The sequence below is a fragment of the Noviherbaspirillum malthae genome (assembly GCF_015352985.1).
GTDB lineage: Bacteria > Pseudomonadota > Gammaproteobacteria > Burkholderiales > Burkholderiaceae_D > Noviherbaspirillum > Noviherbaspirillum malthae.
In genome coordinates this window covers 1-13,785 of sequence record NZ_JACYXF010000004.1, presented here as the reverse complement: position 1 = coordinate 13,785, position 13,785 = coordinate 1, and the positions used below count along the sequence as shown (strand labels likewise).

9 protein-coding genes, 1 tRNA gene and 2 pseudogenes are annotated in these 13,785 nt (G+C 58.2%); 9 read left to right on the top strand and 3 right to left on the bottom strand.

From position 1 onward, the window contains the following. Positions 1–189 precede the first annotated feature (189 nt). The 4 genes from IGW03_RS08140 (at position 190) to IGW03_RS08125 (ending at position 4,633) form a co-directional block, all read left to right on the top strand. Positions 190–1,401 carry a CaiB/BaiF CoA transferase family protein gene (locus tag IGW03_RS08140; protein ID WP_194722050.1) on the top strand — a complete coding sequence of 404 codons (1,212 nt, stop codon included), beginning with the start codon at positions 190–192 and terminating at the stop codon, positions 1,399–1,401. Between the two features lie 329 nt (positions 1,402–1,730). Beyond that, complete coding sequence (locus tag IGW03_RS08135) at positions 1,731–2,528, top strand: IclR family transcriptional regulator (RefSeq protein WP_228535231.1); 798 nt, start codon at positions 1,731–1,733, stop codon at positions 2,526–2,528. 249 nt (positions 2,529–2,777) lie between these two features. Continuing rightward, a tRNA-Lys gene (locus IGW03_RS08130) sits at positions 2,778–2,853 on the top strand. A 742-nt stretch (positions 2,854–3,595) separates the two neighbouring features. Continuing rightward, on the top strand, positions 3,596–4,633 hold the full coding sequence (locus tag IGW03_RS08125; RefSeq protein ID WP_194722049.1) for an acyltransferase: 1,038 nt from the start codon (positions 3,596–3,598) through the stop codon (positions 4,631–4,633). Positions 4,634–4,756: 123 nt separating this feature from the next. On the opposite strand, the pseudogene IGW03_RS08120 reads toward IGW03_RS08125, so the two are convergent. Further along, positions 4,757–5,158, bottom strand: a pseudogene (locus IGW03_RS08120) (tetratricopeptide repeat protein); the annotation flags it as partial. Positions 5,159–5,277: 119 nt separating this feature from the next. Next, positions 5,278–6,342 (bottom strand): ATP-binding protein, encoded by a 1,065-nt coding sequence (locus tag IGW03_RS08115; protein ID WP_500048341.1) that lies wholly within the window; start codon positions 6,340–6,342, stop codon positions 5,278–5,280. A 173-nt stretch (positions 6,343–6,515) separates the two neighbouring features. Here IGW03_RS08115 and IGW03_RS08110 point away from each other — a divergent pair, with 173 nt between their 5' ends. After that, positions 6,516–7,298, top strand: a complete 783-nt coding sequence (locus IGW03_RS08110) for a Crp/Fnr family transcriptional regulator (RefSeq protein WP_194722046.1) — start codon at positions 6,516–6,518, stop codon at positions 7,296–7,298. 69 nt (positions 7,299–7,367) lie between these two features. On the opposite strand, the gene IGW03_RS08105 is transcribed toward IGW03_RS08110, so the two are convergent. Continuing rightward, complete coding sequence (locus IGW03_RS08105) at positions 7,368–8,156, bottom strand: IclR family transcriptional regulator (protein ID WP_194722045.1); 789 nt, start codon at positions 8,154–8,156, stop codon at positions 7,368–7,370. A 185-nt stretch (positions 8,157–8,341) separates the two neighbouring features. On the opposite strand from IGW03_RS08105, the gene IGW03_RS08100 reads away from it, so the two are divergent. From IGW03_RS08100 to IGW03_RS08085, 4 genes and pseudogenes are all read left to right on the top strand, one after another. Then, entirely contained in the window at positions 8,342–9,514 is a 1,173-nt protein-coding gene (locus IGW03_RS08100; RefSeq protein ID WP_194722044.1) for an acyl-CoA dehydrogenase family protein, read from the top strand. A 96-nt stretch (positions 9,515–9,610) separates the two neighbouring features. Further along, the gene (locus IGW03_RS08095; RefSeq protein WP_194722043.1) at positions 9,611–10,579 is read left to right on the top strand and encodes a Bug family tripartite tricarboxylate transporter substrate binding protein; all 969 of its coding nucleotides are present in this window, start codon (positions 9,611–9,613) and stop codon (positions 10,577–10,579) included. 39 nt (positions 10,580–10,618) lie between these two features. Then, on the top strand, positions 10,619–11,794 hold the full coding sequence (locus tag IGW03_RS08090) for an acyl-CoA dehydrogenase family protein (protein WP_194722042.1): 1,176 nt from the start codon (positions 10,619–10,621) through the stop codon (positions 11,792–11,794). A gap of 54 nt (positions 11,795–11,848) precedes the next feature. Continuing rightward, positions 11,849–13,283, top strand: a pseudogene (locus IGW03_RS08085) (IS1182 family transposase). Positions 13,284–13,785: the final 502 nt, after the last annotated feature.

Sequence of the window (13,785 nt, the reverse complement as noted above, 5' to 3'; positions counted from 1 at the left end):
TGACGGCCTTGCACATCAGACGCCGGTAACTTTTGGACCATCGCTTCGACAGGAGCAGGGCAGGGCAGGGCAGGGCCTCACAGTGCCTGTGATGGCTTTGCTTGAAAGACGTTCAAGATATCGAAACACTCCTTGTGACTTCCGGGCCGCTAAAACACACTGCCTGCAACGACCCGATATGGAGTGAACATGGCAGATTTTCATGAACCCGCCCCGCGGAAATCCGCTCCGCTCGCTGGCATGCGCATTCTCGACATGGCAACGGTTCTCGCCGCACCCTTCAGCGCCACGCTGTGCGGCGACATGGGCGCCGAGGTCATCAAGCTTGAACTTCCGGACGGCAGCGACTCGCTGCGCACGCTCGCTCCTGTCGACCTCTTCTGGAAAGTCACCAATCGCGGCAAGAAGGGCCTGACGCTGGACGTGCGCAAGCCGGAAGGCAAGGCGCTGTTCCTGAAGCTGATCGCCACGGTCGATGTCCTGGTAGAAAATTTCCGTACCGGAACCATGGAAAAATGGGGGCTGGACCTCGCGACGCTGCACCAGGCCAATCCCGGGCTGATCGTTCTCCGCCTGACCGGTTTCGGGCAGACCGGACCGTATGCCGCGCGTCCGGGCTTCGCGCGCATCTTCGAAGCGATGAGCGGATTTGCCAATCTGACAGGCGACGCGCAAAGCGGACCGCAGCACATGAACTATCCGCTCGGCGACGTCGTCTCCGGCCTGTTCGGCGCCTTCTCGATCGTGACGGCCATCGTGCAGCGCAACGCCGATCCGCAGCGGAAGGGCATAGAGATCGACCTGTCGGCAACCGAGGCCATGATGCGGCTGCTCGATCCGCTCGCTGCCGAATATGAACGGGAAGGCGTGGTACGGCAGCGCGCCGGAAATCGCGCGACCTATACGGCCCCGTCGAACATGTACCGCACCGGCGACGGCGCATACGTCACGGTAGTGGGGTCATCGGCGGTCATCTTCAGGCGCTTGTGCAAGGCCATGCAGAAACCCGAACTTGCCGACGACGAGCGCTTCAGTTCCAACCCCGCCCGCATGAGGCATGTCGATGAACTCGACAGCATCATCGCCCAGTGGTGCCTGTCGCAGGACTTCGCCGCCGTGGCCGCCGCGCTCGACGAACACGGCGTGCCTTACAGCAAAATCTATTCGATCGCCGATGTCGTGGCCGATCCCCACTACCAGGCACGGCAGGCAGTGATCCGGCTGCCGGACAAGGACGGCAGCACCCTGCCGGCGCCTTGCATCGTGCCGCGCCTGTCGGGATTTGATCCCGCTCCGCCGTGCACCGGTCCCGCTCTCGGCGAACACAACGAGGACATCTTGCTCGGATTTGGGCTGTCACGCGAGGACATCAATGACCTGCAGGCCGCCGGCGTGATCTGAGCAGAACGCAAAAGCTTTCCGCATTCTGAATAAATTCCCCTCTCCCGAAGGCGGGGCGACGGCAGCGCAAGCCACTGGTTTGCGCTGCCGTCGCCGATTCGGCTTGCAAGCCGAATGGTGGGGCGTGGAGCGGGGGTTAGGGGTGAGGGCGATAGCAAGCTCCTTTGGCCTTATCTCCCTCACCTCCCTTCTTCCTCAGGCGCCCCGCCTGGAGAAGCGAGCGTCACCGCATGGGCTAACTGTCAAAAGACGCGTCTTCATTTGCCAGGCTGTTAGAGAGCCCCGATATACTGTCCCCATGTCAGATGCGCATTACAAGAGCGGCCTTGATGATGACCGAGAAACTTAACGAAACCGACACCGAAAAGGACCCGCAGTTCGCCGCTACTCTCGCAAGGGGTATCGACATTCTGCTCAGCTATCGCGTGGGCGAGTTCGTTCTCGGCAACCGGGAATTCGTGCAGCGTACCGGGCTGTCCAAATCCACCGTTGCGCGTCTTACGCATACGCTGGTCAGCCTCGGCTATCTGCGCCACGACGCCAAGCTCGAAAAATACCGGCTGGGACCGGCAGTGCTGTCGATGGGATATCCCTTGCTGGCCAACATGCATATCCGGCAGCTCGCGCGGCCCTTGATGCGGGAACTGTCGGAGCAGACCGGAGGCGCGGTGTCGCTGGGCATTCGCGACCGCATTCACATGATCTATGTGGAAACCTCGCGTTCCACCGACAAGCTGATCATGACGCCGGATATCGGCGCGCCGCTGCCGATTCTCACCACGGCGATGGGACGCGCATGGCTGTCCAGGGCACCGCTCGACGAACGCAAGTCCGTGCTCAACCAGATCCGCGTCAAGGAGCCGGAACATTACCGGCAATTTCACCAGGCCGCGATGCAGTCTGTGAAAGCGTATGAAGCGCAACGCTATTGCGCCAACCACGGGGAGTGGCGCAGCGATGTCTACGGCTTTGCGGTGCCGCTGTCACGGCCTGTGGATTCGAATCTGTTCATATTCAATTGCGGTATCCCTGCCGCCAGCGGATCCTATGCCGCAATCGAACGCGAGGTTGCGCCGAAGCTGGTATCCCTGGTGCGCAGCATCGAGGTGATGCTCGGATTTACCTGAGCTTGCCGGCATGCCTTCGGTGGCATGGCACTGCGCAGTCTCCGTAGCAGAGGAGGGATGTCATGCAGGGATGGAATTGCTCATGAATCTGCAAGGCATCGTGTCATGCAAATGCAGGGCAGTTCTGGAACTGGTACGGCAACGCACCCAACCCGATGATGGAGCGCATGTGCGGCCAATCATTCTGAGCAATGGGAAATGGCCTTCATTTTGCAGGTTGATAATTTTGCTGATAGAATGCTGGTCGTCGGGTCGTTAGCTCAGTTGGTAGAGCAGCGGACTCTTAATCCGTAGGTCGAGTGTTCGAGCCACTCACGACCCACCACCGACCCCCCTGCAAATACTGGCCCTGCGCCGGTTCCCCCTAAGTTCCCGGCAGTTTCCCAGTTCCGCAAAACACTGCTTGTTCCGTAAAAATTACTTTGTCGGTTTCACTAGTTTACCTCGGCGATGCCTTGCGTAGCGTGCCGTCATCGTAGAAATTGCGTGCCTAAGTAGGTCCTCTGCAGCGGTAATTCCAGCCACTTTTTCCGTGTCCGTGTTGGCCTTTGCACGCCGATCCCAGAACCGAAATGCCTTGATGCTTTCGGCCAATGCCGGTTGGCTCAGTATTTTCTGCCCTCGCGCCCGGCTAAATGCTCCGCGTAACACCCGCGGTGCCATCGCGTCGCCTTTGGCCGTGGGCGCTGAACGTGCGCTAGCCCCTTTCCTTCGGTTGATCCGCTTAATATTGTCGGGGACGCACTGGACTAACGGCGTTGCAGATACGGTTGGATGCGCTATAGGAGCCGCTGCAATCAAGTTCGCCTGAATGATGCTTGCGCGCCCAGGTTAACCATCCGTGTATGTTTTGCGAGATTCACCGATGCCTCGGCCGGCGTGGCATCGATTTCCGAGGGACAGTGGTGCATAAAAATGATAGACGAGATATTCGCATATTAAAGGTGGCCGTTAAGGAGACCCTGGATACCGGCAGGGCTTATCAGGTGTTTGTTGTAGGCATAGTAAAATAGTTGCAATTTTTTAAGCCTCCAGTAGCTATGCAGTATGCATAATCAATTACTTCGATGACTTTATCTACAGATCAAATTCCAAGACGAGACATCTCACTGGATTTCATTCGCCTGATTGCCATCCTGTTAGTGATTTGTATCCATGTATCGGCAAAGGGTTTTGGGCCGATGGAAGCGCGGCACTGGTGGGCAGTAAATGCTTACGAGAGCATTTCTCGCGTTGCTGTGCCGCTATTCCTAATGGTAACCGGCGCACTGTTGCTCCGGCGCGAAACGACTGTGCCGGATATGCTGAGCAGGGTACGCCGGGTGATTACGCCTTTGTTCGTATGGTCACTGCTGTACCTTCTCTGGTTCAGGTATAACGGAGTCCATACGAGCGGATGGATAGCCAAGATACTGCAAGGTCCGGTCGTTGCCCATCTCTGGTATCTCTATACATTGATAGGAGCCTACCTCTTTCTTCCAGTGTTGACGGCCTTCTTCCAGGCTAATGCCCTGAAGACCCAATTGTTCGTCATGGTGTGCTGGTTCATTGGGGCTTCTCTCTTGCCGACGGTGGCCGTAATCACAGGCAAGCACTATGTTGGTATCAATTGGCATTTTCTGCCCCTCTATGCCGGATATATCGTAGCAGGCGCCATTCTTTACGAAAAAATTAAATTTCAACGTTCACCACTCTATTGGGCGTTTGCCGGCTGGGCTATTTGTATCGTAGGCATTGCCATAGGGACTTGGTGGTTTTCAGTACGCATAAGGCAGGCCCATGAAGTCTTTTATGCATATGAATCGCCCTTTGTTGCGTTAGGAGCCGTCTTTGCATTCATCGCTTTACGCGAGTTTGGTCGACGCTACATAAGCGGGAGAAGCTATGCTGACAATTTGTTGCCATACTTGGGAAAGCTTAACTTCGGGGTATACCTTGCTCATGCCCTGATTATATTTTTGGTGGATGTAAAGGGATTGGATTACGATTTTATTAATCCATGGTTGGCGATCCCTCTTACCACACTAGCGGTATTTTTCATTTCAACCGCGCTCGTCATGGTTCTTCAGAAGATCCCGTATGTACGAGCAATCGTTCCTGCCTAAATTTGATTGTTCAGTCATCATCAAACCCGCGTCAAGCGGGACGGGTGAGAAGGTTTTGACGCGGACTCTTGGAACTCGCATGAGTCGTATCTGAAGGAACCGCTGTCATCTCCAAAGGAATCTCTAACGCGAGAGCTCAATGAGCTTCTGCTCTGCAAATAGCCGGAGTTCAGGCGAAAGGGATCCGCTCGACGCCGCATAGCCGAAGGCTTCGCGTGCTTCCTTTGCACGGTTGTCGGCTTGCAGGGAGATACCTGCCCCGATCCACCACAATGCGTTCTGAGGAATGAGCTTGAGCGCGAGCAGATACTGCTCGACCGCTTCACGATGTCGTGCATGTCTCTGCAGCAGAGCAGCCAGAAAGGCCTGGTAGTAGGCATCATCTTGTGCATGACCGCGACTTGCCTGCAAGGTTTGCAATGCAAAGGCTGCTTCACCGCTGTCGACCTGAAGCCGGGCCAGCATCATCGCCAGTGCGGGTTGAGCCGAATCCAGGGCCAGTCCCTGTTTCAGGTCGCGCATGGCGCTGGCAGTATTGGAATTTCATTTGACTCATTTTGAGCCCGGGAGGGCGCCGTGGAGAGGAAGACAGCCATCTCATGTCCGGAGAGGGCCGCGTGAGGACGACAGGCGCCCTTGTCGATTCAGGCAAGCTTGGGAAGGCGAACGGTGAAGGTAGTGCCTGTCTCTTCCGCCGAGCTCACTTCAATGCTGCCCTGATGAGCCGCGACGATTTCCCTGACAATGTACAGGCCAAGGCCGAGATTCTTGTGAGAGGATGAATGCACCGGATCGCTCAAGCCGCGCCGCATCGGATCGAAGATATCCTTCTGCATGGCCGGAGGAATCGGCGGCCCGTCATTGTGTACTGACAGGACCACTTCGCCGTCATATGCCGACGTGACCACCGAGACGGGCGTATTGGCCCCATGCTGGATCGCATTGCCGAGCAGGTTCTGGTAGACCTGTCCGATTCTTGCGCCGTCCCATCTTCCCCTCACATCACCGACCACCTCGGAGCGAATGACCGCTCCGGGATTCGATGCCCGAAATTCCTCGGCAATATGCTCGGAAATTACGGCCAGGTCGACGTCATCGGGCTGGAGCGGGATGCCGAAGCCGCTGCGGCTGCGCACGAAGTCGAGCAGGTTGTCGAGCATTTCCTGCATGCGAAGAGAGCTGGCAAACATGCGCGATCCGAGCTGGATCAGCTTGCTGTCGGCCTGCTCGGATCGCATCAGGTAGGTCGCTCCGAGGTTGATGGAGGAGAGCGGTGAACGCAAATCGTGGCCAATGATGCCCAGGAAAATGTTTTGCGATTGGCGCTGGGCTTCCGTATATCTCGCAACCGATTCCGAGAGCGCCCGATCGATGGCTTCATTGAAGCGCGTCATGTCCTCGACTTCAAACCATGTCGCCGTTTTCTCGCGACGGGACCAGAGGTTCAGTACGCTGGCCCGCAGCGCGCGGAATTCGGCCAGCAGCTGATCGACCGTGAACCCGGAAAGGGCACGGGTATCCGCGTGGATCTCGGCGGGCGTATTGCCCTGCGGATCCAGTTTGCGTTCGCCCGCGGGATTGGCCAGCTCGGCAGCGATTTCTTCCAGAATTTCCTTGGCATGATCCCGCAGTTCGACGACATCCATCAGGCGATAGGATGGCTGGAGATTGCGGGCGAAGTCTTCCCATGCCTGGAGGATGGGCTCCATATTGATCAAGATAAATTCCGCCAACCGCATTTTCACCTTTCTGATGGCTGCTTGCGGTATATCTAGCGCTCGAAGCTCATCTCGTTCCAATATTTTTGGACACGCAATGTATCCAAACCTGCGGAAGGGGTCTGTACAAATTTGTACAGACCGGAGCCTTTGCGTCGGCTCAAATGGAGCAGCCGGATCGACCGGCTAAACGGATTATTCGGATCAACCAAGGAGAGATAGTGACCGGCGTTCCTGCGACTGCGTCGCTGTGCAGCAATCACATATTGGCAAGCCTGCCGGAAGAGGAGTATCAAGCGCTCAAGCCGGCGCTCGACTATGTTCCGACGCCCATGCATGCCGTCCTGTTCGAGCGCGACGGCGACATCCGATATGTCTACTTTCCGTTGTCCGGCTGCCATTCGGTGCTGGCCATCATGCTCGATGGCGCCGCGGTGGAAGTGGGCACCATAGGAAATGAGGGCATGTCGACAGTCGATGTGCTGACGGGCAGCACGACGGCCGTCGAGACGACGGTATGCCAGATCCCCGGTTACAGCCTTCGCATGCCGGCGGAGAAGTTCAAGCAGGCGATCGAAGGAAACAGTGAATTAAAGCGCCTGGTATATCGTTTTCTTCAAGCCTACTTGAGCCAGGTATCGCAATCGGTGGCATGCAATCGCCTGCACCGCACCGAAGAACGATTCGCGCGATGGATTCTGCTTAGCCATGATAGGGTTCAGGGTGACGAGCTCCAGCTGACCCAGGAGTACCTGGCCGACATGCTCGGCGTGCATCGTCCCAGCGTGTCGCTGATCGCCAGAAGGTTTCAAAAGGCCGGCTTGCTCGATTACCACCGCGGCACCGTCAAGATTCTGGACCGGGCCGGTCTTGAGAAGAGCGCCTGCGAATGCTATTCCGTCGTCAGAAAGCAGTTTGCGCGCGCGTTGGGAAAACCTGTCGGATAAGCAGCGCCAGGAGCAGCTTCGTCCCGCCCTGTGGATGACGGCCGTCCGTATTGCACGCGCTCCTGAAGATCAAAGATGCGGCGGAAATATCGCAGCTTCCACCTGCCTCACCATCTCGATCAGGCGCCGGCCGAATCTCTCTTCGATGGTCTTGCCCTTGAGGCGGCCGGTCAGCACGCCGCAGTTGAAGACGAGGATTTCGCCGTCGACCGGTGTGCGCATCGGCACTGCGATCGCATGCACATCCTGCTGCCACTCTCCGCGCGAAATGCAGTATCCCTTTTCGGCGAGATCCCGTCTCGCCTGTTCGACGATGTCCGCATGGACGGCCTGCCTGTCAGGCTGCAGCCGGGCCATCTCTTCCAGCAGCTGCGCGCAATCCTTTGCGTTCGACTGAGCCAGCCAGGCGCGTCCCATCGCGCTGTTCATGATGGGAAGCGATGCGCCGATATCCGGACGGAATGCGAGCGCATCATGGCCTCGGCTGGTTTCGATATAGACCATGTTGGTCCTGTCGCGTATGCCCAGCGAGACCGAGCCGCTCGCATGGTCGGCCAGCGCCTTCATCAGCGGCCGGGCAATCTGCCTGACCCGCAAACTGGCCAGCAGCGGATAGCCCAGCGACAGCGCCGTCGGTCCCAGCCGGTAGCGGCGCAGATGCCCGTCATACGTGAGCAGGCCGCGCGCCATCAGGGTATAGGTCAGGCGCGACACGGTCGCCTTCGACAGGCCGGTGCGTTCCGCCAGCTCCTTGTTGCTGAGCATGGGCGAATCGACGCGGAAGCATTGCAGCAGGCTCAGGCCATGGGCAAGTGTGGTCGCGAAATTCGGATCGGGGTGATGAGCGGAGCTGCGCATGAGCGGCGAGGCTGTAAGGAAGACACAGCCATCTTAACCGTCATCCGCTGCGGGCATGCGGTTTGGCGTTCAAGATATCGAAACAATGGTTTCGGTTTCCCGGCCTTCTCGTTAGTCTGAATTCCGGCGGCTCGCAACCGATCCGGTCGCAGAACGCCATGCCAACGAATCGAGGAGCAGCAGACATGATCAGGGACCCGGAAGGCTTCGAATTATTTCTCGGCAACTTGCGCCGCTTTGTCAGGGAAAGGCTGGTGCCGCACGAGAAAGCCGTCATGGACAATGACGACGTACCGGACGGTATCGTGCGAGAGATGGCCGAGCAGGGCATGTTCGGCTACTCGATTCCCGAAGAATACGGCGGCGCGGGCATGACCACCGAGGAACTGGTGCTCGCAGCCATGGAGCTGTCGCAATGCTCGGTAGCCTTTCGCGCACGGGTCGGCACCAATACCGGCATCGGTTCCGAAGCCCTGGTTGCAGACGGCACGCCTGAGCAGAAGACAAAGTATCTGCCGAAGCTGGCCAGCGGCGAACTCACCGGCTCGTTTGCGCTGACCGAACCGGAAGCCGGATCGGAAGCGACTGCACTCAAATCGACTGCACGCCGCGAGGGCGATGTCTACATTCTCAACGGCACCAAGTGCTTCATCACCAACGCGCCGATTGCCGGCCTGTTCACCGTGATGGCGCGCACCGATTCGTCTGCGGCCGGTGCGGCGGGGATTTCCGCCTTCATCGTGGAGAGGCAGACTCCCGGCCTGACCACCGGCGCGCCTTACCGCAAGATGGGGCAGGAAGGTTCTCCGGTGTCGGAGGTTCATTTCAACGACTGCCGGGTGCCTGCCGAAAACCTCATCGGCGGCCAGGAAGGCGTTGGTTTCCGCACCGCGATGAAGGTCTTGAACAAGCAGCGCATCCATCTCGCGGCCTTGTGCACCGGGCCGGCGATCCGGATGCTCGATGAAGCGATCCGCTTCGTGACCGAGCGGCGCCAGTTCGGGCAGGCGCTGGCGGACTTTCAATTGATCCAGGCCATGATCGCCGATTGCCAGACGGAGATTCATGCCGCCCGTGCACTGATTCTTGAAACGGCGCGGCAGCGCGACAAGGGCGAAGACGTGACGCTGTCCGCATCGATGTGCAAGTACTTCGCCTCCGAGATGTGCGGCCGCGTGGCCGACCGCTGCGTGCAGATGTTCGGCGGCTACGGCTACATCGCCGACTACGGCATCGAGCGCTTCTACCGCGACGTGCGCCTGTTCCGTCTCTACGAAGGAACCAGCCAGATTCATCAGCTCAATATTGCCAAGCGCACGCTGGCGGCGCATGGCTATCGCGAAGGCAAGCCGGCGTGAATGGGGCAATCAGAAGCGGGCCTGCTTGAGGCCACTGAAGGCCACATGAGCCCACATGAGCCCGCCAGGGCTTTCAAGGATAGACAAGGAGACAACATGTTCAAGACTCTTATCGCAAGCGCCGCCATTGCCGTCGCGATGACCCAACCCGCCATGGCCGAACCCGGCTATCCCTCCAAGCCGATCAGGATGATCGTGCCGTTCGCCCCCGGCGGCTCGACCGATGTCGTGGCGCGCATTCTCGGCGCGGAACTCAAGAACGAACTCGGGCAAACCGTCATCATCGAAAACAAGCCTGGCGCGGGCGGCAACATCGGCGGCGATCTCGCCGCCAAGTCCGCTCCGGACGGGTATACGATCCTGATGGCGGCCGCTGGACCGACGGTCATCAATCCCAGCCTGTACAGCAAGATGCCCTACGATCCGATCAAGGATCTGGCGCCGGTCACCATGCTGGTGCGCGAGCACAACCTCATGGCGATCAATCCTTCCATTCCTGCCAAGACGCTGCAGGAATTCATCGCCTATGCCAAGTCCAGGCCGAATGAAGTCAATTTCGGCTCGCCCGGCAACGGCAGTCCCGCCCAGCTCGCAGGCCAGCTGATGAACCAGACCGCCGGCCTGAAGATGGTGCACGTGGCCTACAAGGGAAGCGGCCCGGCGGTGGTGGATCTCGTAGCCGGACATATCAGCATGATGATCGACAACATGCCGGCTTTGCTGCCCCATGTGCAGAGTGGCAAGCTGCGTGCGATTGCCGTGCCGAGCGAAAGCCGTGCCTCGGCGATGCCGGATGTGCCGACGTTTGCCGAAGCCGGCATGAAGGACTTCGTCATCACTGCGTGGAAAGGCGTCATGGTGCCTGCCGGCACGCCGCCCGCCATCGTGAACAAGCTGCAGGCGAGCATGGCGAAAATCATGGCGAAGCCTGACATCAGGAAACGGATGATCGAGATGGGCGCGGAACCGGTGGCCAATACGCCTGAACAGTTCGGCGCCGTCATCAAGAAGGAAACCGCATGGTGGGGTGCTTTGGTGAAATCGACCGGCACCAAGCTTGATTGAGCAATCCGTCGCTTTCCCGAACCAACTGCAAAAGAACCCATGTCAAATCAACCTCAGGGCCGCCAGACCGAGATCGCCTCGCTTCGGGAACGCCTGCGGCATTTCATCGACACCGAGGCCATACCGCGCGAAGCCCCTGCGCTGGCCCATGATGTCGAACGGCTGGATGAAGTCATTCGCGAACTGCGCATCAAGGCACGCGCCGCCGGAGTGTATGCGCCGCAATTGCCGACAACGCTGGGCGGCCTCGGCCTGAACTGGCAGGACAGGGCCGGCATCCTGGAAGAGGCGGGGCGCAGCTTTCTCGGCCCCGGCGCGCTCAACTGCGCACCGCCCGACCAGCCCAACATGATCAACCTGCTGCGCAACGGCACGCCCGAGCAGCAGCGGCGATACCTGACGCCGCTGGTCGAAGGAAGCCTGCGCTCCTGCTTTGCGATGACCGAGCCCGCGCCGGGCGCCGGATCGGATCCCGCCATGCTGAAGACGACCGCAGTCAGGGTTGGCAAGGGCTGGCGCATTGATGGCCATAAATGGTTCATCAGCGGCGCCGTCGGCGCCGCATTCGCGATCGTCCTTGCGCAGACCGACGAAGGCGCCACCCTGTTTGTCGTCGATGCCGATACGCCCGGCTATGAAGTCGTGCGCAACATCGGCAGCATGGACGGCTACCAGATCGGCGGCCATGGCGAACTGCGCTTCACCAACTGTGAAGTCGGCGAAGAGGCGGTGCTGGGCGAGGTCGGCAAGGGGTTCGTTTACGCACAGGACCGGCTGGAGCCGGCCCGCCTGTCGCATTGCATGCGCTTCATCGGCCGCGCCTCGCGCGCAATGGAAATCGCCCAGGACTATGCTGTGCGGCGCTCTTCCTTCGGGAAGCGGTTGTCCGAATTGCAGCAGGTGCAGGCCATGGTGGCCGACTCCCATATCGACCTGCATGCGAGCCGCCTGATGAGCCTGCACTGCGCCGCGCGCATGGACGCCGGAGAGTCGGTCAAGCATGAATCGGCGATGACGAAGATCTTCGTCTCCGAAGCCGTCTACCGCGTCGCCGACCGGGCGGTGCAGATCATGGGAGCGCTCGGCATCTCCGACGACACGCCGGTCTCGATGATCCTGCGCGAGCTGCGGCCATTCCGCATCTACGACGGCGCCAGCGAACTGCATCGCGCCACCATCGCCCGGCGGGTCTTCCGCGAAGGACTGCGTCCTTGATGTGAAGCCGATTGTGTGTGGGAAGAATTTTTGCAAGGCCGTCCGCAATTCTCGATGAAACGCTTTATTGAAGGAGTGGACCGCACCCAGAGCGTTCTCTTTCCGGCTCAACTTGATGAATACATCGACGAAGACAATGCTGTGCGGGTCATCGATGTGTTTGTCAACTCGCTCAATCTTAAAGCACTTGGGTTCGATGGCACTGTGCCGGCCAATACAGGACGACCGGCATATCATCCATCTGTGCTGCTCAATTTGTACATCTATGGCTACCTTAACCGTATCCAGTCGAGTCGGCGCTTGGAACGGGAGGGACAGCGCAATATTGAGCTGATGTGGCTGCTCAACCGGCTTGTTCCAGACTTCAAGACCATTGCAGGCTTCCGCAAAGATAATGCCAAGGCTATCGGCAACGTGTGCAGGCAGTTCGTTCTGTTATGTCACAAGCTCGACATGTTCGAGGATGGGGAAGTGGCCATTGATGGCAGCAAGTTCAAAGCAGTAAACACCGAGACAAGAACTACACACAGCGTAAGGTTGCAGCACGTATCGAGCAAGTTGAAGAGAGCATTGCCCGGTACATGGAAGAACTGGAGCGAGCCGACCGCCAGCCAGAGCTGACGACCAGATCACGCATTGAACACACCAAGCAGAAGATTGCCTCGTCAAACGCCAGATCGAGGACTTCAATAAAGTGGCTGAGCAACTGCAGACTTTGCCCGACCAGCAAATCTCAGAAACCGATCCGGATGCCCGATCGATGGCCACAAGTGGCCGTGCCACTGGCATGGTGGACTACAACGTGCAAGCGGCCGTCGATACAACACACCATTTGATTGTGGCGCATGAAGTGACCAACGTTGGTCATGACCGCCATCAGCTTGCAAACATGGCAGGCCATGTGAAGGAGGTTCTGGGCAAGACAGACCTGACAGCCATTGCGTACCGGGGTTACTTCACTGGTGTTGAAATTCTCGCCTGCGAACAGCAAGGTTTCATTCCCCTAGTGCCTAAAGCCATCACATCGAGCAACCATGCACTAGGACTGTTCGACAAGCGCGATTGTATCTATCTTGCACAAAGCAATGAGTATCTATGTCCGGCGGGCGAAAGAGCACCTTGACGCTTCCGAGTGGTCGAGCAAGGAGAAGTAACTGATAAATACTGGTCGTCCGCATGTCCGACTTGCACATTGAAACCGAAATGCACTACCGGTAAAAACCGGCGAATCAGTCGGTGGGAGTATGAAGATGTGCTTGAGCGAATGCAGCGCCGATTAGACGAACGACCAGAACTGGCGATGTTACGACGCTGTACCGTCGAGCATCCATTTGGCACGCTTAAGGCATGGATGGGGGCGACGCACTTCCTAATGAAAACCCTGCCTAAAGTGAAAACGGAGATGAGTTTGCATGTACTAGCGTACAACATGAAACGGATGATGAGAATTCTGGGAACATTAGGATTAGTCAAAGCGATGAGGCAATAGGCCGTATGGCCTTGTAACGCCGCCGAAAGATAACGCCATCTGCGATCACTTAGCAAAACCGAAATTTATTCTGTTTGCACACAGCCTCGGTCGCGTCCCACCTGCTGGCTTCATGCGCTATGGATTTGAAGGATTCATAGGCCAATAACAATAAGGTCTCGCCTTACCTCGGAACGCCGGGCCATGCGAGTGTGCTTGTTATTTGCCGCTGTCCTGATCCGGCAGCCATGTCCAAGCCATGGCTGCACCTCTATGGAGTAGCAGTCCACTTCCAATCAAATCCCCTATCAGCCTTCCATTTGTGGACGAGACGACCTTGCCCACGGCTTGAAGCTCGGTTGGCGAAGTCGGCGACGTCAGCAAGGGCAAATAGACTAGAACTCATTTCATAAATGGCGGCGAAGCAGAATCATGATGAGTGAGAGATGAACAAAGGCGGTGTAATGTTCGATGCAGCGGTCCCAACGTGTAATGACACGCTTGAACTTGTTAAGCCAGGCAA

Excerpts from the sequence above, each read along its gene's own strand:
- IGW03_RS08090 (WP_194722042.1), top strand. The coding sequence starts at position 10,619 with ATGTCAAATCAACCTCAGGGCCGCCAGACCGAGATCGCCTCGCTTCGG.
- IGW03_RS08110 (WP_194722046.1), top strand. The coding sequence starts at position 6,516 with ATGGAGCAGCCGGATCGACCGGCTAAACGGATTATTCGGATCAACCAA.
- IGW03_RS08095 (WP_194722043.1), top strand. The coding sequence starts at position 9,611 with ATGTTCAAGACTCTTATCGCAAGCGCCGCCATTGCCGTCGCGATGACC.
- IGW03_RS08115 (WP_500048341.1), bottom strand. The coding sequence starts at position 6,342 with ATGGAGCCCATCCTCCAGGCATGGGAAGACTTCGCCCGCAATCTCCAG.
- IGW03_RS08135 (WP_228535231.1), top strand. The coding sequence starts at position 1,731 with ATGATGACCGAGAAACTTAACGAAACCGACACCGAAAAGGACCCGCAG.
- IGW03_RS08125 (WP_194722049.1), top strand. The coding sequence starts at position 3,596 with ATGACTTTATCTACAGATCAAATTCCAAGACGAGACATCTCACTGGAT.
- IGW03_RS08100 (WP_194722044.1), top strand. The coding sequence starts at position 8,342 with ATGATCAGGGACCCGGAAGGCTTCGAATTATTTCTCGGCAACTTGCGC.
- IGW03_RS08105 (WP_194722045.1), bottom strand. The coding sequence starts at position 8,156 with ATGCGCAGCTCCGCTCATCACCCCGATCCGAATTTCGCGACCACACTT.
- IGW03_RS08140 (WP_194722050.1), top strand. The coding sequence starts at position 190 with ATGGCAGATTTTCATGAACCCGCCCCGCGGAAATCCGCTCCGCTCGCT.